The organism is Streptomyces sp. NPDC001220, assembly GCF_053597895.1.
The window spans coordinates 107,661-128,459 of the sequence record NZ_JBSFJE010000024.1 but is presented as its reverse complement, the minus strand read 5'-3'; the positions used below and the strand labels follow the sequence as shown (position 1 = coordinate 128,459).

Sequence of the window (20,799 nt, the reverse complement as noted above, 5' to 3'; positions counted from 1 at the left end):
TCCTCGTCGGCCCCCGCGGTGCGCTCGCCCTGGACTCGCGCGCCGTCCTCGCCTGAGCAACACCCCCGTACCCGCCCGAGCGACACCCCGTACCCCCCCCCGCGCCCCCCCCCCCCCCCCCCCCCCCCCCCCCCCCCCGCGGGGGGGGGGGGGGGGGGGCGGCCCCCCCCCCCCGCCCCCCCCCCCACGGCCTGCCCGGTCACGCTCACCTGCCGGGCCGTGCGGCAGCGCGTCGCCGCGCGCCGTGACGCGGATCGCGTCGACGAGTTCGCCGGGACGCATGTCCTTGACCAGGAAGTCGCCCGCACGGCGCCGGCCACCCGCGCGTCCACGCCCCAGGTGGTCAGCCCGAGCGCCCGGGCTCCGCTGCCCCCGCGATTCGCCGGGTCGCCTCATCGGAGACCCCGACGGGCATCGACGGCTTGGCGCCTGCGCCGCTATCGCCACCAGCTCTCAGGCTGCTGTGGCGACAACTGGTTCCAGTCGACGCACGCGGTCCCGGTTGCGCCGCAGCAAGGGGCGTTCGATCAGGGCGTACGAGGCGAGGGCCACGGCCAATGTCGCCGCCAGGCCGGCGGCGAGCAGCCGGCCGCCGTGCACACCGAGGTCGTGGAGCAGCCGGATGACGGGGTAGTGCCACAGGTACATCCCGTAGCTGAGGTTGCGCCCGACCCACGCCGGCGCGGCAAGCGACAGCAGACGGGAGGGCCACGCCTGTGGGCACAGTTCCAGTGCGGCCACCACGCAGGCCGACAGGACGGCGGCGGCCAGGAATCCGACCGTGTACCAGACCGGACTCCACCCGGTTGTCTCGGTGATCGGAATCTGCCAGGCAATGACTCCCAGCAACGCCAGCGCGGGCCACCCGAGCCGTCCCGCCCATCGGCGCAGCAGTGCCAGGCGGGGGTCGTCGGCTCGGAGCCGGGCCATAACGACAGCCAGCAGCGCGCCGACGAGGAGCTGGTCGGCACGGGTGTCGGGGCCGTTGTAGATGCGGTGCGTCGCCGCGGGGTCCCAGAGCACCGTCCGCCAGAGCACCGGCAGGACGCACAGCGCCGCGACCCAGGCCAGCACCGCCCGCGCGGACACGCGCCGCAGCAGCACCAGCAGGAGCAGCGGCCAGGCCAGGTAGAACTGCTCCTCCACCCCCAGGGACCAGGTGTGACCGAGTGGCGCGGTGAGATCCGCGTACGTCCCGGGGTCCACGGCCCGAACGAGGTTGACCACCGAGCCTGCCGCCAGCACCGCCGCCACCCACGCCCCGTCGAACAGCGGCAGTGAGAGCGCCACGGACAGCAAGGCGGTGACCGCACACATCACCAGCAGGGCCGGCATCAGCCGCAGCCACCGTCGCCGGTAGAACGACCACAGCCCGATCCGGCCGGTACGGGCCCACTCGGCGACCAGCAGCCGGGTGATGACGAACCCGCTGATCGTGAAGAACACGTCCACGCCGACCGAGCCCCCGGGCACCAGGTCCGGCTCCACGTGGTAGACGATCACCAGCACCACGGCGATCGTCCGCAACCCGTCCAGCCCCGCCACCCGCCCACCACGACGCAGAGCCGACGAGAAGCCCCGCCCGCCGCCCCTGCCCGGTTCCGCCGATGAAGGGACGACCTGAAGAGTCGCTCGCGCCTCCGGGGTCTGCTCCGTGGCCTCGTCCGCCGTGCTCCGATAGAGGGTGCTCATGACCGCTGCAACTGCCCAGACGCGGTGGGATCACACAAATTCTCATGTTCCCCACAGATCAGCGCCGCTGGCCGGCCGCCTGGCCGGGCGCTGGACCGAAGGCCGGTCGGACAGCCCGTCACCTTGAAATGGTCAGGACTTGTGGAGGGTAGGGGCTGCGCAGGCTCAGCACGATGTGCGTGACGCCTGCGGCGATGAGCTCCGTGATGGCCTGGCGGTCGGTGGCCGGGTCGTCGTACGAGACGACGTACTGCACGGAGCGGGTGATCGTCCGCGGATCACGGCCGATGGCGGCGCAGTGGCCGTCCAGAACGGCACTGCGTTCGGTGATGGGAAGGACCAGTTCAGCGGGTACGTAGGTGGGGACAACCCCATGGGGTGGTGGGGGCTCGGCCCCCCAGGAGGTCTGGTGCTGACAGGCTGGTCCCGGTACGACGGCCGTAGCGAGACTCGTCCGCATGACAACTTCCTCCGGCGCCTCGGTGGCGACCGCATCGGCCGCCGTGCGTTCCCGCAGACAACGCCCCGACGGCGGCAGCGACTTCGCGCGGCTGTCCCAGCGCATCACCGAGGCAGGTCTGCTCCGGCGGCGCAAGGGTTACTACACCGTGCGGCTCACTCTGGTGACCGGGCTGCTGGCGGCGGGTTGGGCAGCCTTCGTGGCGCTGGGCGACACGTGGTGGCAGTTGCTGGTCGCCGCCTCGATGGCCCTGATCTTCGGCCAGATCGCGCTGGTGGCCCACGACCTGGCGCACCGGCAGGTGTTCCGTCAGCAGCGAGCGAGCGCGATCTGGGGCCGGCTCTTCGGCAACCTCGGCATCGGCATGAGCTACGGCTGGTGGATGAACAAGCACACCCGTCACCATGCCAACCCCAACCACGAGGAACTCGACCCCGATGTCGCCCCGGACATCCTGGTGTGGTCCGCCGAGCAGGCCCGCAACAGCAACGGTCTGGCCCGTTTCATCGGCGGCCACCAGGCGTTCTTGTTCTTCCCGCTGCTGACGCTGGAGGGCTTCAACCTGCACGTGTCGAGCGCCCGGGCGCTGTTCTCGCCGTCCATGAAGAGCCGTCGGCTGGAGGGCGGCCTGCTCCTCCTGCACATGGCGGGCTACCTGTCCGCGCTGTTCCTGCTGCTCTCCCCCGGCAAGGCGATCGCGTTCATCGCCGTGCACCAGTGCCTTTTCGGTGTGTATCTCGGCAGCATCTTCGCTCCCAACCACAAGGGCATGCCCACCTTCAGCGGCGACGACCGACCCGACTTCCTGCGTCGCCAGGTACTCACCTCCCGCAACGTGCGTGGCGGCCGGCTCATCGACCTGATGCTCGGCGGGCTCAACTACCAGATCGAGCACCATCTGTTCCCGAGCATGCCCTCTCCTCATCTGCGGCGGGCCCAGGTCGTCGTACGTGCGTACTGCGAGGAGATCGGCGTGCCCTACCACGAGACGGGGCTGCTCCAGTCCTACCGCGAGGCTCTCACCCACCTGCACCGGGTAGGGGCACCCATCAGACGGCAGCGGAAGGTGTCCTGACAGCGAATGGCCGGCGGCGCCGCGGGGAGGCGCGCCCCTGTCCCGGTCCGGAGATCGAAAGCGCAGGGCTGCGCGCGCTTGCCTTGCCCACTGCGCCGGGGCCGGTACAGGGCCGGCTCTCGTAAGCGACGACCAGGAAAGGGGCGCCGTCCTCGCCGACGGCGTCCATTCGGTGAGGATGATCCTGCCTCGGTGCCTCGGCCCGAACCGCGGCGAGACGGGGTTCAGGAGGGTGGCGCGAAGTGGACCAGGATGCGGCCTGTGTTGGCCGTGTCGACCTCCAGCCGGTCGTACAGCCGCTTGATGTGCTTCTGGCTGAGGAACGCCAGGACGCGTGCCTTGAGCTGTCCGGAGCCCTTGCCGTGAATGATCTGCACGACGGGCTCCCCCGTGTGTTTCGCCTGGAAGACGATCTGCCTCAGCGAGAGTTCGATGTCGCGGTTGTTCCGGAAGATCGGATGCAGATCCAATGTCAGCAAGGTGGTACCTCCCGCTGTCGTCACCTGTGACAACCCGGTCCAAGTGTGTCACGCGGCGCCCTGCCAGGGCCCCTTGCCCGGGCGTCATCGACTCGCAGAGCATCCACGTGCCTACTTCTTGGCTTCCACCTGCCTGTCGGCGGCAGAAAGGATGCTGTTGACGACGCTGTCCACGTCCTCCCTGGCCGGAGTGATGGGGGCGATGCCAAAGATGATCCCGGTGCCCCGCTTGCCGGGGTCTTCCGGGTGTTTCGGATGTTCGATCTCGCTGAGCCCTCGATCCGCTACGTACTGTGCGATGGATTTCTGAGCTGCGGTCAATGCCTCGCTCACAGCACTCGGAGTGGCGTCACGGCCTACGACGATGAAACTGAACTCGTCACCGCCGTGCCGGAATCGGGAGACGTCGGCGTCGAGGCTCAGCATCGCCTTCTCGGTCATGGCCGACATGGCCGCGTAGACCTCGTCGGCCTGCTGCCTGCCGCGCTCCTTCGTCAGTCCCCCCAGATTGCGCAGATCGACCTCGACATACACGCCCGTGGCGTCGGCGCCGGACAGGTAGCGGACGGCGTTGCCCAGGGTGAGGCGCCGATCGCCCGCCTTGTCGAAGCCGGTGAGATCGTCGACCTCGTCCGCGGAGCTGGTCGCGAGCAGTTCCGCGGCGTTGGAGGGCGAGAGCCCGTATGCGTTCACCGCGGTGCTGAGGAAGTTCTCCTTGCGCTCCTGGGCGGAACTCTTGAACGCGGTTCCCCGCCCGTGGCTCGGCGCGGCACGTGTCCTCCGCTCCCCCTCGGCCGGTACGTCGGCGGCCTTGATCGGGTGGATGTCGTAGCGGATTCCGCTCCCCTTCTCAGAGAGGTCGCTCTGATACTTCGGGTGGGTGACGTCGTCGAGACCGTTGCGCGTGGCCTGCTTCTGGATCTGCGCCTGAGCGGCCATCAACCGCGCCTCGATGGTGCTGCGTCGCACGTCGTCACCGACGACGACGAATTCCAGGTTGGGGCCGAAACGGAACTTGGAGACGCTTCCGCCGACCTTGTCCATGGCCGACGAGACACACCGGGTGAAGGTGTCGAGCACGCCGTCGGCGCCGTTGTGCCCCATGAGGGCGTTCAGGCCGCCGAGGTTGCGGACCGACACGCTCACCGAGAAGGCGCTGGTCGTCCGCTCGGCCTTGCCGCGCACCCGCATCGCCTCCCCCGCCTGGACGTGTTCGGCGGCGCGCCGCATGGTCGCCTCGTAGTCTGTCGGCTTTTCGAAGTCGCTCTCGAGGCTGCCGACCGCGGCCACGTAGAGATCGTGCGCCTGGGAGGAGGACAGGTTGTTCCGACCGTCGGTGGCGAGTCTGTGGAAATCCTCCTTTCGTACCTCCGACTGCTTCGGAAAGCGCTGGACTGTCGGCCCGTGACCGGGGCTGCGGTTGTTCGCGCGTGGGCTGCGCCCGTCCGGGCCGCCGTACGGAGCCCGGGGCCCTCCGGCGGTCCGCAGTGCATCGTGCGCCGGCGAGCGCTGGGTCGGCGGTCCCGGCTCCCCGTCGACGTCACGGGCGTTTCGTTGTTCCTCGATGACTCGCGCCACTGCCGTGTTGCCTGCCAGGCGCTGCAGTGCCAGAACTTCGACGGACCGTCCCGCCGGGTTCGTACGGCGCGGACCGGGTCGGTCGACGACTGCCTCGGTCTGCTGTTCTCGTGCGCGCAAGGGACCCCCCGGTCATGGTCGACATCGACTCATCGATACCGAGAGGCACCGTCCCTGCGGAAGAGCCTCCGAGGCACACCCGAGGGCAACGAACCCTTCCGTTGTGCCCGGGGTGCCGAAGAGTGTGCGCGCTTGGCGCGGCGAACCGGAGATGCGCGGCAGAGTCGTCATGCGCGACGGAACGTGGCTCAGGTAGCGGTCGCCCGTCCTTGACGCCCCTCCCCGGTGCCGTCCTGACCGTCGATCTCGTAGATCCGCCCTTGAAGCCGTTCAGCCGCCCACTCCAGCTCGACGCCCAGGTCGAACCAGTGCCGATCCTTGCGGATTTCGGGCCGCGCGAGGTTCACCGCCGCCCAGGAGAACACCCCCAGGAGGATGGAACGGCCGTGCTGCGTTGTACGCACGGACAACGCAAACGGCGCGGCGAGTGCCGCGCGGGTGACCAGCATGAGCTGTTCGTCCTCAGTATGCCGACGGCCGCCCGTGAGAAAGCGTGGCGTTTCAAGGATCTTGACCCACTCGACCACCGCGTCTGCCACCTGGGCGCGCAGCGACTCTTCGATGCCCTTCCGGACGGCTGTCGCTGGATCATCGCCGAGCCAGCCAAGCCAGTGATCAGGGGCAGTGAGCTTGCCGAAGTCGTCCTGTGGAATCCCGTGACGGGGATTCTCCTGGTACTCACCTGTCAGTTTCCCGCTGCTGTCCACCAACCACGCGCCGCGGATGGCCTCGGGAGGTACGTAGCCGTTCGGGTCGTCGACATACGTCGGATCGATCTCGGCGACGCTGCCGCCGGGATTCTCAGCGGCCGCAGCCAGAAGCGCCGGCTCGTTCGGTATGCCCTTACGTCGGCTTCGCGAGCCAAAAGGCCCCACGTTCCCACCCCCACCGTTGCCCGCCCCGTTGACCGCGATTGTGCCGCACCGGTCAGGACCGCATGAGGGGCGGGTGTGCCTGACGGCGGCGGGTCGGTGGGGAATCTCAGGGAACGGATGACGAACGACCTCATGCCGGAGGCGCGGACGAGGGGTGACGAGCCGGCGTACGCGTTCACACCGTGGGCGTCGGCGAACCGCTGCCGGTCGTCTCCGATCTCGGCCGGCACCCGAGCGCCAGGCGTTGCGTCCGGCGATAAATCAGCTGCCCTCCGCGCCCACGGGTCTTAGGCTGAGGATGTCGAAGCGGGGTGGAGCAGTTAGGTAGCTCGCTGGGCTCATAACCCAGAGGTCGCGCGGTTCAAATCCCGCCCCCGCCACCAAGGTCCGGCCCCCTCCGATCGACACGGAGGGGGCCGGACGCAGTGGCAGCATCCCCTGCCCGTCCGTCGCGGGGTCGACCGTCCGCCCGTCCCCCGCCTGCCGCCACATCACGGCTGCCGGAAGCGAAATCGCCACCGTCGGCGCAGGTCCCGGTGGTCTTCGAGCCGAGCGCCATGCCCCGCCGAGCAGCGCTGATGCGGGTCCTCCTGTTCAGCGGGACGCTTGATCGATGAGTCCTTGCAGGTACAGCCCTCGTGCCGCGTCGAGCTCCGGCGACACGCGCGTGCGCACGGCCGTGGCGAACGTGCGACGCAGGACCGGCCAGCACTCCTCATGGTCGATGTCGGCGGTGTCGTAGACCAACGGTGTCTCGGCGCCGAAGAGTTCGACGCGGGTGAGGGCGTGGGGCACGGCTACGGAACCCGACAGGGACGCCTGGCTGACGGCTCCGTTCTCGTGCTCGAGGGTCAGTTCGATCCAGCGGCGGGCATCACCTGTGCTCCGTATGTTCGCGATGGGCGACACGGCGGCGTCCAGCAGGTCGAGCAGGTGCGGACCGAGGTCGAGGAGGGCGCCGTGCTCCAGACGCCAGCCGGTGGCGAACTCGCCGCCGAGAAAGGCACCGTGGAGGTAGCAGGAGCGAGCACCCGATATCTCGCGGCCGCGGGCGGCTTCCAGGAAGGCCTGGGTGACGGGGTGGTAGCGCTTGGTCAGGACGAGCTGGGAAACCACACCGGCGGTGAGCACGGCGTCGGTGACGCGTCGGGCCGCCTTCAGATCGGGGCCGAGCGGCTTCTCCAGCAGCAGTGCTTTGCCCCGTCGCGCGGCCAGCGGCGCGAGTTCGGCCTGGACGGCGGGGGGCACGGCGAACGCCACCGCCTCGCACCTGTCGAGCAGTTCGTCGAAGGAGGCCGCGACGTGGGCGTGGTAGGGGGCGGCGGTCTGCTGGGCGGCTTCGGTGCGGCGCGCCCACACCGCGGCGAGGCGGGTCTCCGGTCCCGCGGCGAGCGTGCGGGCGTGCATGGCGCGGGCCCAGGGTCCGGCGCCCACGAGCCCGACCTCGACGGGAGGGCCGGTCCAGGGGTCGATGGTGACGGTCACGGTGTTCCTGTCTGGACGAGGGGTGGTGCGATCGAGCGGTGCCGGCTGCGCCGTGGTCGGCTCAGGAGGCCAGGTTGCCGAGCCGGTCGTCGGCGCGGTGGGACGAGTAGAGGATCTCGACGACCATGCCGGCCGCTCCGATGACGCCCGCGTGCTCGCCCAGGCGTGAGGTGACGACCTGCAGGTTGGCGGTGGCGCGGGGGAAGGCGCGCTGGTAGAGCAGTTCCCGGACTCCGGTCATGAAGGGTGCTCCGGAAAGTTCACCGGCGATCATCAGGACGCCCGGGTTGAGCAGGCTGACGACGGTCACCAGGACCTCACCGGCCCGGCGTCCGGCCTCCCGTGCCAGCCGGAGGGCGTCCGGGTGGCCTTCGGACAGCAGGCGCTTGACGTCGGCGGCGGACACGGCGTCGGCGCCGAGGGCGCTCAGGTCCCTGGCCAGTGCCCGGCCGCTGGCCACGGCCCCCAGGCAGCCGTGCGAGCCGCACAGGCACAGGACGTCGGACCGGTCGTGCAGGCGGATGTGCCCGATGTCGCCGGCGCCGCCGTCGATCCCTCGGTACACCGTGCCGTTCACGACGACGCCGGAGCCTATGCCGGTGGAGACCTTCACGAGTACGAAGGCCGAGCAGTCCCGGTGGTTGGCCTGGTGCTCGGCCAGTGCCATGAGGTTGGCGTCGTTGTCGACGAAGACCGGTACGGGCCCGTCCTCCATGCTCACGCCCACGTGTTCGGCGTAGGCCCGCTGCAGGCGCTCCCGGATGGGGTACCGGTCCCAGCCCGGCATGATCGGCGGTTCGACGACCCGTCCCGTCTCCCACTCCACGGGTCCGGGAACGGACAGCCCGATTCCGCAGACATGGGCGGCGTCGATGCCGGCGGCCGCGATCAGTTCCGGGAACCACCGGGCGAGCTGGTCCAGCACCGCCTCGGGTCCTTCGGTGATGTCCAGGGGCCCGGTGTTCTCGGCGAGGATGGTGCCGTCGAGGTCGAGGACCGCGGCCCGGGCGTACCTGGTCTCCAGGTCGACGGCGATCACCGAGGCGTGCCGGGGATCGAACACGATCTGCTGGGACGGGCGTCCGCCGGTCGACGAGCCGGCGACGTGCTTGAGCCATCCCGCCCGGTTGAGCAGGTCCAGCCGCTGGCCGACGGTCGAACGGGACAGCCCGGTGATCCGTTGGAGATCCGCGCGGGTGTTCCCGCGTCCGCTGCGGATGAGCTGCAGCAACTCGCCCGCACTGGTCTGATTCGACGTCAGCATCAAGTCCCTCATGGTCTCAGCTCTTGTCCGCTCCGCTTGTCAGGCCCTCGGTCAGCAAGCGCTCGGCGGCGAAGAACAGGAGTATGACGGGAATCGTGAGTACGACCGAACCGGCCATCAGCACCGTCTTGGGCACCTCGACTCCGTTGGAGAGCTGGGCGAGGCCCAGCGGCACCGTCCACTTGCCCGGGTCCGCGGCCAGGAACAGGAGGGCGAACAGGAACTCGTTCCAAGCGATCATGAAGACGTACAGGCCGGTGGCCATGAGGGACGGCAGCGCGAGCGGCAGGACCACCCTGCGCAGGGTCCCCAGGCGGCTCAGGCCGTCGAGCGCCGCGGCCTCCTCGATCGAGTAGGGGATGGTGACGAGGTAGTTCTTCAGCATGTAGATGGCCACCGGCACGGTCTGGGCGACGTAGACGACGGCGAGCCCGACCAGGCTGGAGGACAGGTGCAGCTTGGCGAAGACGACGAACAGCGGGACGGCCAGCAGGGTGGCGGGGAACAGGTAGACGGCCAGGAAGAGGGCGCTGACCTGGCGATGGCCGAAGAACTTCAGCCGGCTGACCGCGTAGGCGCCGGGCACCGCGGCCAGCAGGGTGAGGGCGACGGTGCCGAGGGAGACCAGGGCGGAGTTGAGCAGGAACTTGAGGAAGCCCTGGCCGCCGTCGTCGGTGGAGCGCAGCACGTCGCGGTAGGTGGAGAGGGTGAAGTCCTTGCTGGAGACCCACAGTGAGCCCGGGTCCAGCAGCAGCGCGTCGATGGGCTTCAACGACAGCAGCAGCATGTAGTAGAAGGGCACCACGGTGATCACCACGAGGAACGCGATGACGAACCAGCGCAGGACGCCGAAAAACCTGTCCTCGATCTGGGCCCGGCTCATGCCGACTCCTCCTGGACCTTGTTGCCGAAGAACTTGAAGTAGAGGCCCATGAGGATCATGAGCGAGACGGCCAGGACGAGGGCCTGGGCCGAGGCGGCTCCCACGTCGTAGCGGGCCGTCAGGAAGTCGTAGACCCGCACGGCCGCGACGTTGGTGCCCGCTCCGCCACCGGTCAGCAGGTAGACGTCGTCGAACTTGTTGAAGGTCAGGATGAAGCGCAGGACGCACAGCAGGGCGATGACGGGCATCAGCTGCGGCAGCAGGATGTGGCGGAAGCGTTGGGTGGGGGTCGCGCCGTCGACCAGGGCGGCCTCTTCCAGGCCGTCGGGGACCGCCTGCAGCCGGGCCAGGATGAACAGGAACGCGAAGGGGAAGTACCGCCAGGTCTCGAAGGCGATGACGGTCAGCAGTGCCAGGGGTATGTCGAAGTGCGCTCCGAGCACGTGGACTTCGTACTCGCGGGTGGACAGGAAGGCGATCGGGTCGTCCCATCCGAACAGGCGCCGGCCCCAGTTGTTGACCACGCCGTACTGGGGGCTGAGGGCCACCTCCCACACGAAGGAGACGGCGACGACGGGGGCGACGTAGGGCAGCAGCATCGCGGCGCGCAGCAGACCGCGGCCGCGGAAGGGCCTGCGCAGGGCGAGCGCGGCGATCAGGCCGAGAGCCACGGATCCGAACGTGGCGCCCGCCGTGTACAGCAGGGTGGTGGTCAGGCTCGACCAGAAGCCCGCCGAGCCGAAGACCTGGTCGAAGTTGTCGAGGGTCCAGTTGCCGAACAGGCCCATGCCCTGGATGTCGACCAGTTTGGCGTGCTGGAACGCGAGAAGGACCGTCCACAGGATGGGCAGGATGACCACCACGAGGACGACGACGAACGTGGGCGAGACGAACGCCAGGCCTGCGCGGTTGGCGCGGCGGCTCGCCGTCATCGGCCGGCGACGGCGTTCGGCGGGCCTGTCCGTGGGCCTGCTGTCGGTGTGCCGGCGCTGCGGTGTGCCGGCGGGGGCTGTTGTCATGAGAGTGACCTTTGTGACGTGCGGGGCGGCTACTGGAGGGACTTCTGCAGGGCGGAGACGTCGTCGTCGGCCTCCTGAGCTGCTTGTGCGGGCGAGATCTGGCCGCTGGTCATGGCTCCGATCGCCTTGGGCACGGGGAGCTCACCGTTGGTGGCGCCGACCAGCGCGCCTTCGCCCTGGGTGATGCCCCAGCGCCGCATGTTGCCGACTCCGGCCGCGAGTTGGTCGAGGAGACTCGCGGGGTAGACCTGGTCGAAGGGCTTCTTGGTGTCGACACCGATCTCGCTGTGCCGCCAGGCCTCGAGGTAGCGTCCGGGCTGCGTGACGGTTCCGGTACGGACAGGGATCTTGCCTTCGGGTGCCATGCCGAACCAGGACTCGTAGCCGGTGCCCATCATGTACGCGATGAACTCGCGGGACGCCGCGGTCTCGGCGGTCTTGGTGGTCACCCAGGAGGTGATCTCGCCGAACTGGGCGGCGTCGGTCGCGTCCGGGCCCTGCATCGCGGTGGTGATGCCGCTGTTGCGCGCGAGGTACTGCGGGTCGTTCTTGCACTGCGGGCAGCTGGGCAGGGCGTCCTTGCGCAGGCCGGCGAGTTCGTCGAGCAGGAACGTGGACCAGACGATCATGGAGGACTGGCCCGCGAAGTAGGTGGCACGGGTGGAGTCGACGGTCTGGGTGCCCGGGGCCCCGTAGGTGCGGGCGAGTTCGTCGTAGGTCCTGAACGCCGTCTGGCACTCGGGCGAGTCGAGGGCGACGTGGTGGTGGTCGTCGACGAGCTGGCAGTTGTCGGCGAGGGCGAGGCTCTCGAAGCTCTGCGAGGTGAAGGCGTCTCCCGGGTCGGTGGCCGCGGCGATGCCGTAACGCCCCTTCGTCGTCAGCGCCTTGGCGCCGCTGAGCGCCTTCGCGTAGGTGTCGGGGGCTTCTAGGTGCTTCTCGTCGAACTGGTCCTTGCGGTAGACGAGCAGCTGCAGCCAGGCGTCGGAGGGCACGCCGAGACTCGTGCCGGCGTCCGAGGTCAGCTTCAGCGCGTTGGCGTTGAACGTGCCGCGCCCCAGCTTGTCGATGATCTGGCGGGGTATCTCGGTGTTGAGCAGGCCGTTGGTGTACATCTGCCAGACCTGGCCCATGGGGGCGGCGCCGATGACGTCCGGCAGCGTTCCCGAGGCGGCGGCGGACATGATCAGCTGGGGCATCTGGCCCTCGTCGACGCCGACGAGATGGACCTTGATGCCGGTCTTCCGCTCGAACCCGTCGACGATCTTCTGCGTCACGGCGACGCGATCCGGGAGGTTCTCCTGGGACCAGACCGTGATCTCCCGGTCGGGTTTTCCGGGGCCTGTGCTGTCGGCGCAGCCCGTGAGCATGCCCAGGCCCAGGGCGGCCGTGATGCCCACCGCGATCGCCTTCGATCGCCGGCTCATGGTGTGCATTGCGTGTCCTTGCTCGAACTTATGTCTGCTGGAGACGCATCACAGCATCACTTTTGCTTGTTGACAAGACATAAGTGAGGGATAGTGTCGACGCAACCGCACTCGCACACCCCCCTGTCGGAGACATCCGTGGAACGCGTCGTCCAATTCACCGGCCCTCGCCGGGTCGAGATAACCGAGCAGGCCGAAGCCGCACTGCCCGCCGGGCACCTGAGGGTCCGAACTCGCTATTCGGGCATATCGGCAGGAACGGAACTAACCGCATATCGCGGAACGAACCCCTACCTGACACGCACCTGGGACCCGGAGGCCCGGCTGTTCCGCGACGGCGCGGCCGGCATCCAGTACCCCGTCGCCGGCTGGGGCTACTCCGAGGTCGGCGAGGTCCTCGAGGTGGCACCCGACCTGGCCGGCACCCCGGGCCTGCCGCAGCCGGGCGATCTGGTGTGGGGCATCTGGGGCCACCGCAGCGAAGGCATCGTCCCGGCCGAGCGCATGATCGGCCACACCCTGCCCGCAGGCCTGGAACCGCTGGCCGGCGCCTTCGCCCGGGTCGGCGCCATCGCCTACAACGCCGTCCTGGCCGGCGACATCCACCTCGGCGAGGACGTGACCGTCTTCGGCCAGGGCGTCATCGGACTGCTCACCACCCGCCTCGCCCAGCTCAGCGGCGCCCGCGTCACCGCCGTCGACGCCCTCGACGGCCGCCTGGAGACCGCCAGGCGTTACGGCGCACATCACACCCTCAACGCCCGGACCGACGCCGTCGCCGAACGCGTCCGCGACGCCACCGGCGGCCTCGGTGCCGACCTCGCCATCGAGATCAGCGGCGCCTACCCCGCGCTGCACGAGGCCCTGCGCTCGGTCGCCGTCGGCGGCCGGGTGGTGGCCTCCGGCTTCTATCAGGGCGACGGTGCCGGCCTGCGGCTGGGTGACGAGTTCCACCACAACCGCGTCCAGCTCATCTGCTCCCAGATCGGCGGCGTGCCGCCCCAGCTCTCCCACCGCTGGAGCGTGGAGCGCCTCCAGCAGACCTTCCTGCGGCTGGTCGCCGAGGGACAGGTGGACGTCGCCGCCCTCGTGAGCCACGTCGTTCCCGTCGCGGACGCCGCCGAGGCCTACGTGCTGCTGGACGAGCGCCCCGCCGAGGCGCTTCAGGTCGTGCTGGAATTCTGAACCGTTCGAAAGGCCCCTCATGTTCAAGACCGCGGCGCAGGAACAACTCCTGCCCGGAGACACCCTGCAGGCCAAGTGGGACTTCGCCCAGGAGGCGGGCTACGACGCCATCGAACTGCGCGGCAAGGGCGACCTGCACTTCGCCTCCCGCCTTCCCGAGCTGAAGCAGGCCGGCAAGGACGGCGTGGTCATGCCCACCGTGTGCGTCGACATGCTCCACTTCTTCGGCGCCTTCGACGACGACCTGCGCCGCGACGCCATCGTCCAGATGAAGTCCCAGCTCACCGTGATCGCGGAGATCGGCGGCGTGGGCGCCCAGACCCCGGCGTCCTACGGCATGTTCTCCCGCCGCCTGCCGCCCTTCGAACCGCCGCGCAGCGAGGCCCAGGACCGCGAGGTGCTGCTGTCCGGACTGGCCGAACTGGGCGAGCACGCCCGCAGGGAAGGCGTCTCCCTCTTCCTCGAACCGCTCAACCGGTACGAGGACCACATGGTCAACCGGCTGGAACAGGCGGCGGACCTGATCCGCGCCACCGGCCTGGACTCGATCCGGATCGGCATCGACAGCTACCACATGAACATCGAGGAGACCGACCCCGCGGCCGCCATCCTCGCCCACGCCGACCTGATCGGCCACGCCCAGGTCTCCGACTCCAACCGCTTCCAGCCCGGCGCCGGGCACCTCGACTGGCCCGCCTGGCTCGGCGCCCTGCACACCATCGGCTACGACGGCCACCTCGCCCTCGAATGCCGGCTGACCGGCGACCCGGCCGAAGCCGTGCGCTCCGTCCCCGCCCTCCTCAAGAGGTCGGGCGCGTGAAGTCACTCCTGGACCGGCCCGTGCCCACCGCCGCCGCAGCCCTGACACTGCGGCGCGGTGCGGCACGGGTCCTGCTGGACAACTGGACCGGCTCCTCGACCGTCCCCTCCCGCACCCTCTACCCCCATCAGTGGAGTTGGGACTCCGCCTTCATCGCCATCGGGCTGCGCCACCTGTCGGTACGCCGGGCCCAGCAGGAACTGGAGTCACTGCTGTCCGCGCAGTGGGCGGACGGGCGCATCCCGCACATCGTCTTCAACCCCGCCGTACCCCACGACGCCTACTTCCCCAGCCCGGACTTCTGGCAGTCCTCCACCGCCGGCAGGGCGGCCGGCGCACCGGCGGCACCGCAGACCTCCGGCATCGTCCAGCCGCCGGTGCACGCACTGGCGGCCTGGCTCGTCCACCGCGCCGACCCCGAGGAATCTCGACGCCGCGGCTTCCTCAGCCGCGTACTGCCACGCCTCGAAGCCTGGCACGACTACCTCCTCGACCGCCGCGACCTCGGCGGCGGAGGACTGGCCGCCGTGGTCCACCCCTGGGAACCGGGGACCGACAACAGCCCGTGCTGGGACACCGCCCTCAAGCGCGTCCTCCCCGCCACGCCCGACTCCTTCCGCCGTGCCGACCTCAACCACGGTCACCCCGCCGACCGGCCCACCGACCTGGACTACGGCCGCTACGTCCGTCTCGTCACGGACTACCGCGACGCCGGCTACGACGACCGGGCCGGCCGGCGCGCCTTCGCGGTGGAAGACCCGTGCTTCAACGCCCTGCTGATCACCGGCGAACGAGCCCTGGCCGCCATGGCCCGGGAGACCGGTGCGAACCCCGCGGCGCACACGGCTCGCGCCGACGCCCTCACCCGGCACCTCGTGACCCGGCTGTGGGACGACGGCGCAGGCATATTCCACGTACGCGACCTGGCCACCGACACTCTGGTGGAAGAGCACGCCGTCACCGGCCTCGTTCCCCTGCTCGCCCCGCACCTGCCGCAGCACATCGTCACCCGTCTCCTGGACACGCTCACCGGCCCGCGCTTCAGCGCGCCGGCCACCCGTCTGGTGCCGAGCTACGACCTGACCGGGCCCGCGTTCGACGCCCAGCGCTACTGGCGCGGCCCCGCCTGGTTCAACACCGCCTGGCTGATCCACCGCGGTCTGCGCACGCACGGCCTGCACGACAGCGCCGAACACCTGCGGCAGGGCTTCCTCGGCGAAGCGGAGAAGTCCGGCTTCGCCGAGTACATCGACCCGCTCACAGGAGCCGCCCGCGGAGCGCGGAACTTCTCATGGACCGCCGCCCTCGCCCTCGACCTGGCCGGCACAGACCCACAGGAGCCCCTGCCATGACCTCGGCCGACACCGGCGTCCAGCTGGTCCGCGACGCCACCTTCGCCCGGCTGGACTCCGCCGGGAACATCAGCGGCACCCTCGGCACCGCCCCCGACGGACTGTTCCTGCGCGACGCCCGTCACCTCAGCCGCTGGCAGCTCACCGTCGACGGCGCCGCGCCCGTCCCGCTGATACCCGCCACCGTCGACGCCGACGACACAGCCACCTGCGTCCTGACACCGCAGGGCACTCGGGACAACCCGCCCGCCTACACCGTCTTCCGCAGCCAGAAGGTCGCGGCAGGTGTCCTGACCGAGCATCTGCGGCTGGTCAGCAACCGCCCCGAACCGGTCACCGCGCACGTCCAGATCACCGTGGACGCCGACTTCTCGGACCTGTTCGAACTGCGCGCCGACGACCGCCGCTACGACAAGCCGGGCGCCGAGCTCCACGTCCACCGCACCGACGACGCACTGCACTTCGACTACCGGCGACACGACTGGCACTCCCGGACCGTCCTCACCTCCCGGCCCGCCCCCGACACCACGGACACCTCCCCCGGGCTGCCCAACGCCACCGCGCGCACCCTCGGCTGGCACCTCGCCCTCGCCGCCCACGGCGAAGCCGACCTGCACCTGACCGTCCGCGCCCTGCCGCACGGTCTGCCGACCGCCTCCACAGCACCTGCCGTCCGACGACCGGCACCGCGTCCGGCAAGGGCAGACGACCCGCTCGCCCGCACCTGCGAGCGAGGCCTCGCGGACATCGACCTGCTGACCATCGCCGTCACCGGAGTGGACGGCGAGGAAGTCCACGTTCCCGCCGCCGGCATCCCGTGGTTCTTCACGCTGTTCGGCCGCGACTCACTGCTGACGTCCTACTTCCTGCTCCCCTACCGGCCGGAGACGGCCGCGGCGACCCTGAGCGCCCTCGCCACCACCCAGGGGCGCCACCATGACCCGGTGAGCGGCGAACAGCCCGGTCGCATCGTCCACGAGACGCGCCACGGCGAACTGGCGCACTTCCGGCAGGTTCCCTACGGCCGGTACTACGGCGCCGTCGACTCCACCCCGCTCTTCCTGGTGTTGCTCCACGCCCACCACGAGACGACCGGCGACCGGACCCTCGCCGTACGGCTCGAACAGCATGCCCGGCGAGCCGTCGACTGGATGCTCACCGACGGCGGCCTGGACAAGCACGGCTACCTCGTCTACCAGCCGGACCCCAACGGTCTGGTGAACCAGAACTGGAAGGACTCTGCGGGTGCCATCTGCTTCGCCGACGGCACCCAGGCACAGGGACCCGTCGCCGTGTCCGAAGCCCAGGGTTACGCCTACGACGCCCTGATCCGAACCGCCCGACTGGCGGCGGAGGTCTGGCACGACGAACCGTACGCCCACCGGCTGCGCGAGACCGCCGAAGCGCTGCGCACCCGCTTCACCGCCGACTTCTGGATGCCCCAGGCGGACTTCCCCGCCCTCGCCCTGGACGGCAACGGCCGGCAGGCCGACGCCCTCGCCTCCGACGCCGGCCACCTGCTGTGGTCGGGCATACTCGATGCGGACCTGGCGCGCCGGGTGGGACAACGCCTCCTGCGCCCCGACTTCTTCTCCGGCTGGGCCATCCGCACGCTCGCCGCCGGACAGCGCCCGTTTCACCCCTTGTCCTACCACCGCGGCAGCGCCTGGCCACACGACAACGCCGTCATCGCGATGGGCCTCGCCCGCTACGGACTCGCCCAGGAGGTCCGCACGGTCACCGACGGGCTCGTCGCGGCAGCCGCTCATCACCAGTACCGGCTGCCCGAAGTACTCGCCGGCTACGACCGGACCGCCACGACCCGACCGGTCCCCTACCTCCACTCATGCTCCCCGCAAGCGTGGGCCGCGGCGACGCCCCTCGCTCTCAGGACGGCACTGGACCTCACACTCAGTCCGCCGGGTGGCCTGGGGTGATGTCATGGGTGTCGTTCAGCGTCAGCAGCGGGGTTCTGTCACCCGTGGGATTGTTCGCCGCCTCGGGAGCGAGCAGGAAACCGACGTGGTCCCCGCCGTCGATCTGGTTCTCCACGCGACCGGCGAACCAGGCGGGGGCGTCGTCGAGAATCAGCGTTCCGCCCGGTCCTGGATGCCACGGGACGTGAGTGAACTTGTCGGTGCGGTCGCCGGTCTCGCCGCCGAAGAGCCGGGCCAGTCGGTTCTGGTCGCGGCCGAGGAGATGGACCGCGAGTCGTTCGGCGCGCTCGGCCACCTGGTACGTCCGGTTGGCCTTGGACAGCCAGACCATGAACCGGGCGGGCCGAATCGAGCACTGAGAGGCGAAGCCGACCAGGCAGCCGGCTCTTTCCCCGCCGGCTTCCGCGGTCACGACGTACATCGGATAGTCGAGCAGGTCGGTGAAGGGATCAAGCTCGGGCACAGTACCTGGCTCCCGCCTCGAATGATTGGATATGGGGTCATTCTGTGCCCTGTCGGTGTGCGGCCGCGGCACCCGGCTGATCGCCGGCATCGTCGTCTCGACGGCGACGGCCGGATCAAGGCCGATTACCTGTTGCCCGGGGCTTGACCCTCGACAGCAGCGGCTGTGGGTCCGGCGGCCGCCGAGAGCGCCTCGGCTGTCGCCGGGTCGGCCGGCAAGAACGCCTCCAGCTTCAGTTCGGCGAGTGTCACGTCAACGGCGGTCGCGAAGGTCGTCACGGTCGTCATCAGGCGCAGCTCACCGTACGAGGACCGCAGGCGGAGCGGAACCGCGAAACCCAGGAGCCCTGCGGACGGCCCCAACTCCGGAACGTACCCGGTGAGTTCGGAGTGCAGCTCCTTCAGATGACCGAGACCCGCCAGGATGTGGCGCGCCCATTCGGCGAGGTTGAGGATACGGGGAGCCAGGCCGTCAGGGTGCAGCGCAAGGCGGTAGACGTTGGTGCCCGGACCCACCAGGTCCGGCGCCGCTCCCTCGGTGATCAGGTCGAATGCGGCGTTCGCGGCGATAAGGTCACCGCCGCGGTCCACCACCAGCGCCGGATACGGCAGATGCCCGCGCAGGATGTGGTCGATCGCCGTGCGCACAGGGGCCAGTTCCGGGTCGTCGAGTGCGCTCTCGGGGTAGGCGGGTGCGTACCCGGCGGCCAGCAGGAGTTCATTGCGCTCCCGCAGCGACAGTCCCAGCGACTCGGCCAGGCGCACGACCATGGTCCGGCCGGGGACGGACCTGCCGGACTCGATGAAGCTGAGATGTCGCTGGGTGGTGCCCGCCCGCAGCGCCAGGTCAAGTTGGCTGAGATGACGGCGGGTACGACGTTCGCGAAGCGTACGAGGGAAGTCCACGCGCCTGTTGTAACGGCGACGAAGGGTTCCAGGCCATTCCCCGCAGGGAATTGCCGCCACTCACACCGGTCGTGAACATCACCGACATGGACATCGGTGTACTGCTTCCGACCGGAAGCGCCCAGTGGGGCCCGGCCGACGACCCTCGCGAGCTGATCGCCCTCGGCCGTCAGGCCGAACGTCTGGGCTTCTCCTCGCTCTTCGTCAACGACTCCTTGATCAGCCCGCGCATCGAGGCGCTCTCGATGCTGGCCGCGCTCGCCCCGGCGACCGAGAACGTGACGCTGGGTACGGCCGCACTGATGCCGTTCCTCCGCCGGCCGATCCAGGCAGCCCAGTCCCTCGCATCGATCGACCTGCTGTCCGGAGGAAGACTCACCGTGGCCGTCGGCGCCGGCTTCCCCGGCCGCTTCGGACGGCCCCTCTACGCGCTGTCCGAGCTGCCGTGGGACAGGCGCTTCGCCCGTTTGGACGAGACGGTCGCCCTGTGGCGGGCGTTGTGGGACGGTGCCGATGCCTTCCACGGCGAGATCCTCCGGTTCGACGGCATCCCGCCCACGACCAAGCCGACGCGAGCCGGCGGGCCGCCCGTCTGGCTCGGCGGTGCGACCCCCGCAGCGCTGGCACGCACCGGCCTGATGTACGACGGATGGCTGCCCTACCCGCCCGAACCCGCCGACTACGCGTCCGGCCTCCGCGACATCCACGGAGCGGCGGCCGATGCCGGACGCACAGCCGACAGCATCACCCCGGCACTGTTCGTCTCGGTACGGATCGACGACGACATCGAAGGCGGCCGCCGGGCACTGGACGGCTACGCACGCGCCACATATGGCATGCCGCTGAAGGAACTGGAGAAGATCCAGGCAGTCGTCGCCGGCTCCGCCGACCAGGTACGCGAGCGCCTAGGACAGTACGTCGCCGCCGGCGTCCGACACGTCGTCGTACGCCTCGGAGCCCTGGGCCTGCACTCCCAGCGCGATCAGCTCGAACGGGTCGCAGACCTGATCCCGGCCGTCCAGGCAGCAGCGGCCCACACCGCCGTCTCTGAAGGCTCCTGATTCTGGCCGGGCCGACCCGGAGTGTCGATTACGGACGGCCTTTAGTCGGGGCCAGCCGGCGGCGCTATCCGATCAGAGCCACCGCCATGGCGATGAGGCCGATCGCCACCAGCAGGACCACGCCCATGATCAGAACGAGCGGTACGGCCGCCCATCCCCTGCGCGGCTCGGGCGGCTCCGGATGGGAGATGCCGGAAGTGCTCCCCTCGGCGGGTGGGGTTTCACCAGGTGGCACCCTGCCGGCTGTCGCGAGTCCCGGGGTTCGGCCCGGCTCAGGAGTCGTCATCACACGGGCTCCTCTCGATTCTCGATTGGCTGCGGCCTGTCGGCCTCGATCACAGGGTCGGCGTTTTCGCAGTGAACTCTTTTATTCCGCGTTTCCCGCATTTATACGACTAAACGGTAGGCGGCCTGCTCGAAATCGGGATCGCCGTCGGTCACCGCGGAAGTCCCGATGGCCAAGGCGGTGGGTCGCGGATATGTGGGCACTTGGCCATGAGCCATCGCCGTATCCCCCGGGGGAGTGTGATGGTCAGGCTCTTCCGGTTCGGATCATGTGCCGGAAGAGCCGCCCCGACGGCCACGACGTCAGCCGGGCAACGACCGCGGTGTTCGTGCCGGCCGTCGACCACGTAGGTGTCGTCACGCACGGGCCAGGGCCCCAAGGTACCGGCCGCTTGGGCCAGGTACTGGCGTCGGACGATGCCCGGCGGGTGCGTCGG

At 69.8% G+C, this 20,799-nt stretch carries 19 protein-coding genes, 1 tRNA gene and 2 pseudogenes; 8 read left to right on the top strand and 14 right to left on the bottom strand.

Annotated elements, in window-relative coordinates; genetic code table 11:
* Window positions 1–453 precede the first annotated feature (453 nt).
* Complete coding sequence (locus ACWDGI_RS39945; protein WP_450767815.1) at window positions 454–1,692, bottom strand: acyltransferase family protein; 1,239 nt, start codon at window positions 1,690–1,692, stop codon at window positions 454–456.
* Between the two features lie 118 nt (window positions 1,693–1,810).
* Complete coding sequence (locus ACWDGI_RS39940) at window positions 1,811–2,152, bottom strand: hypothetical protein (RefSeq protein WP_450767813.1); 342 nt, start codon at window positions 2,150–2,152, stop codon at window positions 1,811–1,813.
* Here ACWDGI_RS39940 and ACWDGI_RS39935 point away from each other — a divergent pair.
* Window positions 2,151–3,227: a fatty acid desaturase family protein gene (locus ACWDGI_RS39935; protein WP_450767811.1), complete on the top strand. Its 1,077-nt coding sequence runs from the start codon at window positions 2,151–2,153 to the stop codon at window positions 3,225–3,227. The two genes, ACWDGI_RS39940 and ACWDGI_RS39935, sit on opposite strands and share 2 nt — an antisense overlap.
* Window positions 3,228–3,451: 224 nt before the next feature.
* Here the strand turns inward: ACWDGI_RS39935 and ACWDGI_RS39930 are convergent, their stop codons facing one another.
* The gene (locus tag ACWDGI_RS39930) at window positions 3,452–3,706 is read right to left on the bottom strand and encodes a Smr/MutS family protein (protein WP_450767809.1); all 255 of its coding nucleotides are present in this window, start codon (window positions 3,704–3,706) and stop codon (window positions 3,452–3,454) included.
* Window positions 3,707–3,817: 111 nt separating this feature from the next.
* A complete protein-coding gene (locus tag ACWDGI_RS39925) occupies window positions 3,818–5,404 on the bottom strand; it encodes a hypothetical protein (protein ID WP_450767807.1) in 1,587 nt (528 codons plus the stop codon).
* A gap of 112 nt (window positions 5,405–5,516) precedes the next feature.
* Here ACWDGI_RS39925 and ACWDGI_RS39920 point away from each other — a divergent pair.
* A pseudogene (locus tag ACWDGI_RS39920) lies at window positions 5,517–5,600 on the top strand (pyridoxamine 5'-phosphate oxidase family protein); the annotation flags it as partial.
* On the opposite strand, the gene ACWDGI_RS39915 reads toward ACWDGI_RS39920, so the two are convergent.
* The gene (locus ACWDGI_RS39915) at window positions 5,593–6,279 is read right to left on the bottom strand and encodes a hypothetical protein (RefSeq protein ID WP_450767805.1); all 687 of its coding nucleotides are present in this window, start codon (window positions 6,277–6,279) and stop codon (window positions 5,593–5,595) included. The pseudogene ACWDGI_RS39920 and the gene ACWDGI_RS39915 sit on opposite strands and share 8 nt — an antisense overlap.
* A gap of 113 nt (window positions 6,280–6,392) precedes the next feature.
* Window positions 6,393–6,518 (bottom strand): annotated as a pseudogene (locus tag ACWDGI_RS39910) (transposase); the annotation flags it as partial.
* A 66-nt stretch (window positions 6,519–6,584) separates the two neighbouring features.
* On the opposite strand from ACWDGI_RS39910, the gene ACWDGI_RS39905 reads away from it, so the two are divergent.
* A tRNA-Met gene (locus tag ACWDGI_RS39905) sits at window positions 6,585–6,662 on the top strand.
* A 211-nt stretch (window positions 6,663–6,873) separates the two neighbouring features.
* Here the strand turns inward: ACWDGI_RS39905 and ACWDGI_RS39900 are convergent.
* From ACWDGI_RS39900 to ACWDGI_RS39880, 5 genes are all read right to left on the bottom strand, one after another.
* Window positions 6,874–7,764, bottom strand: a complete 891-nt coding sequence (locus ACWDGI_RS39900) for a Gfo/Idh/MocA family protein (RefSeq protein ID WP_450767803.1) — start codon at window positions 7,762–7,764, stop codon at window positions 6,874–6,876.
* Window positions 7,765–7,825: 61 nt separating this feature from the next.
* Complete coding sequence (locus ACWDGI_RS39895) at window positions 7,826–9,028, bottom strand: ROK family protein (RefSeq protein ID WP_450767801.1); 1,203 nt, start codon at window positions 9,026–9,028, stop codon at window positions 7,826–7,828.
* 16 nt (window positions 9,029–9,044) lie between these two features.
* Complete coding sequence (locus ACWDGI_RS39890) at window positions 9,045–9,911, bottom strand: carbohydrate ABC transporter permease (protein WP_450767799.1); 867 nt, start codon at window positions 9,909–9,911, stop codon at window positions 9,045–9,047.
* Window positions 9,908–10,930 carry a carbohydrate ABC transporter permease gene (locus ACWDGI_RS39885; RefSeq protein WP_450767797.1) on the bottom strand — a complete coding sequence of 341 codons (1,023 nt, stop codon included), beginning with the start codon at window positions 10,928–10,930 and terminating at the stop codon, window positions 9,908–9,910. Before ACWDGI_RS39885 ends, ACWDGI_RS39890 begins: the two co-directional genes overlap by 4 nt.
* Window positions 10,931–10,959: 29 nt before the next feature.
* Window positions 10,960–12,363 carry an ABC transporter substrate-binding protein gene (locus ACWDGI_RS39880; protein ID WP_450767795.1) on the bottom strand — a complete coding sequence of 468 codons (1,404 nt, stop codon included), beginning with the start codon at window positions 12,361–12,363 and terminating at the stop codon, window positions 10,960–10,962.
* A 129-nt stretch (window positions 12,364–12,492) separates the two neighbouring features.
* Between ACWDGI_RS39880 and ACWDGI_RS39875 the strand changes: the two genes are divergently transcribed.
* From ACWDGI_RS39875 to ACWDGI_RS39860, 4 genes are read left to right on the top strand one after another with little or no spacing between them, the layout of a single operon-like run.
* A complete protein-coding gene (locus ACWDGI_RS39875; RefSeq protein ID WP_450767793.1) occupies window positions 12,493–13,539 on the top strand; it encodes a zinc-dependent alcohol dehydrogenase in 1,047 nt (348 codons plus the stop codon).
* Between the two features lie 19 nt (window positions 13,540–13,558).
* A complete protein-coding gene (locus tag ACWDGI_RS39870; protein WP_450767791.1) occupies window positions 13,559–14,359 on the top strand; it encodes a sugar phosphate isomerase/epimerase family protein in 801 nt (266 codons plus the stop codon).
* Window positions 14,356–15,711, top strand: a complete 1,356-nt coding sequence (locus tag ACWDGI_RS39865; RefSeq protein WP_450767789.1) for an MGH1-like glycoside hydrolase domain-containing protein — start codon at window positions 14,356–14,358, stop codon at window positions 15,709–15,711. Before ACWDGI_RS39870 ends, ACWDGI_RS39865 begins: the two co-directional genes overlap by 4 nt.
* A complete protein-coding gene (locus ACWDGI_RS39860; RefSeq protein ID WP_450767787.1) occupies window positions 15,708–17,648 on the top strand; it encodes an amylo-alpha-1,6-glucosidase in 1,941 nt (646 codons plus the stop codon). The genes ACWDGI_RS39865 and ACWDGI_RS39860 overlap by 4 nt, the downstream gene beginning before the upstream one ends.
* Here the strand turns inward: ACWDGI_RS39860 and ACWDGI_RS39855 are convergent.
* Entirely contained in the window at window positions 17,623–18,111 is a 489-nt protein-coding gene (locus tag ACWDGI_RS39855) for a flavin reductase family protein (RefSeq protein WP_450767785.1), read from the bottom strand. The genes ACWDGI_RS39860 and ACWDGI_RS39855 overlap by 26 nt on opposite strands.
* A 125-nt stretch (window positions 18,112–18,236) precedes the next feature.
* Entirely contained in the window at window positions 18,237–19,016 is a 780-nt protein-coding gene (locus ACWDGI_RS39850) for a helix-turn-helix domain-containing protein (RefSeq protein ID WP_450767784.1), read from the bottom strand.
* Between the two features lie 86 nt (window positions 19,017–19,102).
* On the opposite strand from ACWDGI_RS39850, the gene ACWDGI_RS39845 reads away from it, so the two are divergent.
* Window positions 19,103–20,077, top strand: a complete 975-nt coding sequence (locus tag ACWDGI_RS39845) for an LLM class flavin-dependent oxidoreductase (RefSeq protein ID WP_450767782.1) — start codon at window positions 19,103–19,105, stop codon at window positions 20,075–20,077.
* A 64-nt stretch (window positions 20,078–20,141) separates the two neighbouring features.
* Here ACWDGI_RS39845 and ACWDGI_RS39840 read toward each other — a convergent pair whose 3' ends face one another.
* Entirely contained in the window at window positions 20,142–20,363 is a 222-nt protein-coding gene (locus ACWDGI_RS39840; protein ID WP_450767780.1) for a DUF6480 family protein, read from the bottom strand.
* Between the last annotated feature and the right edge of the window lie 436 nt (window positions 20,364–20,799).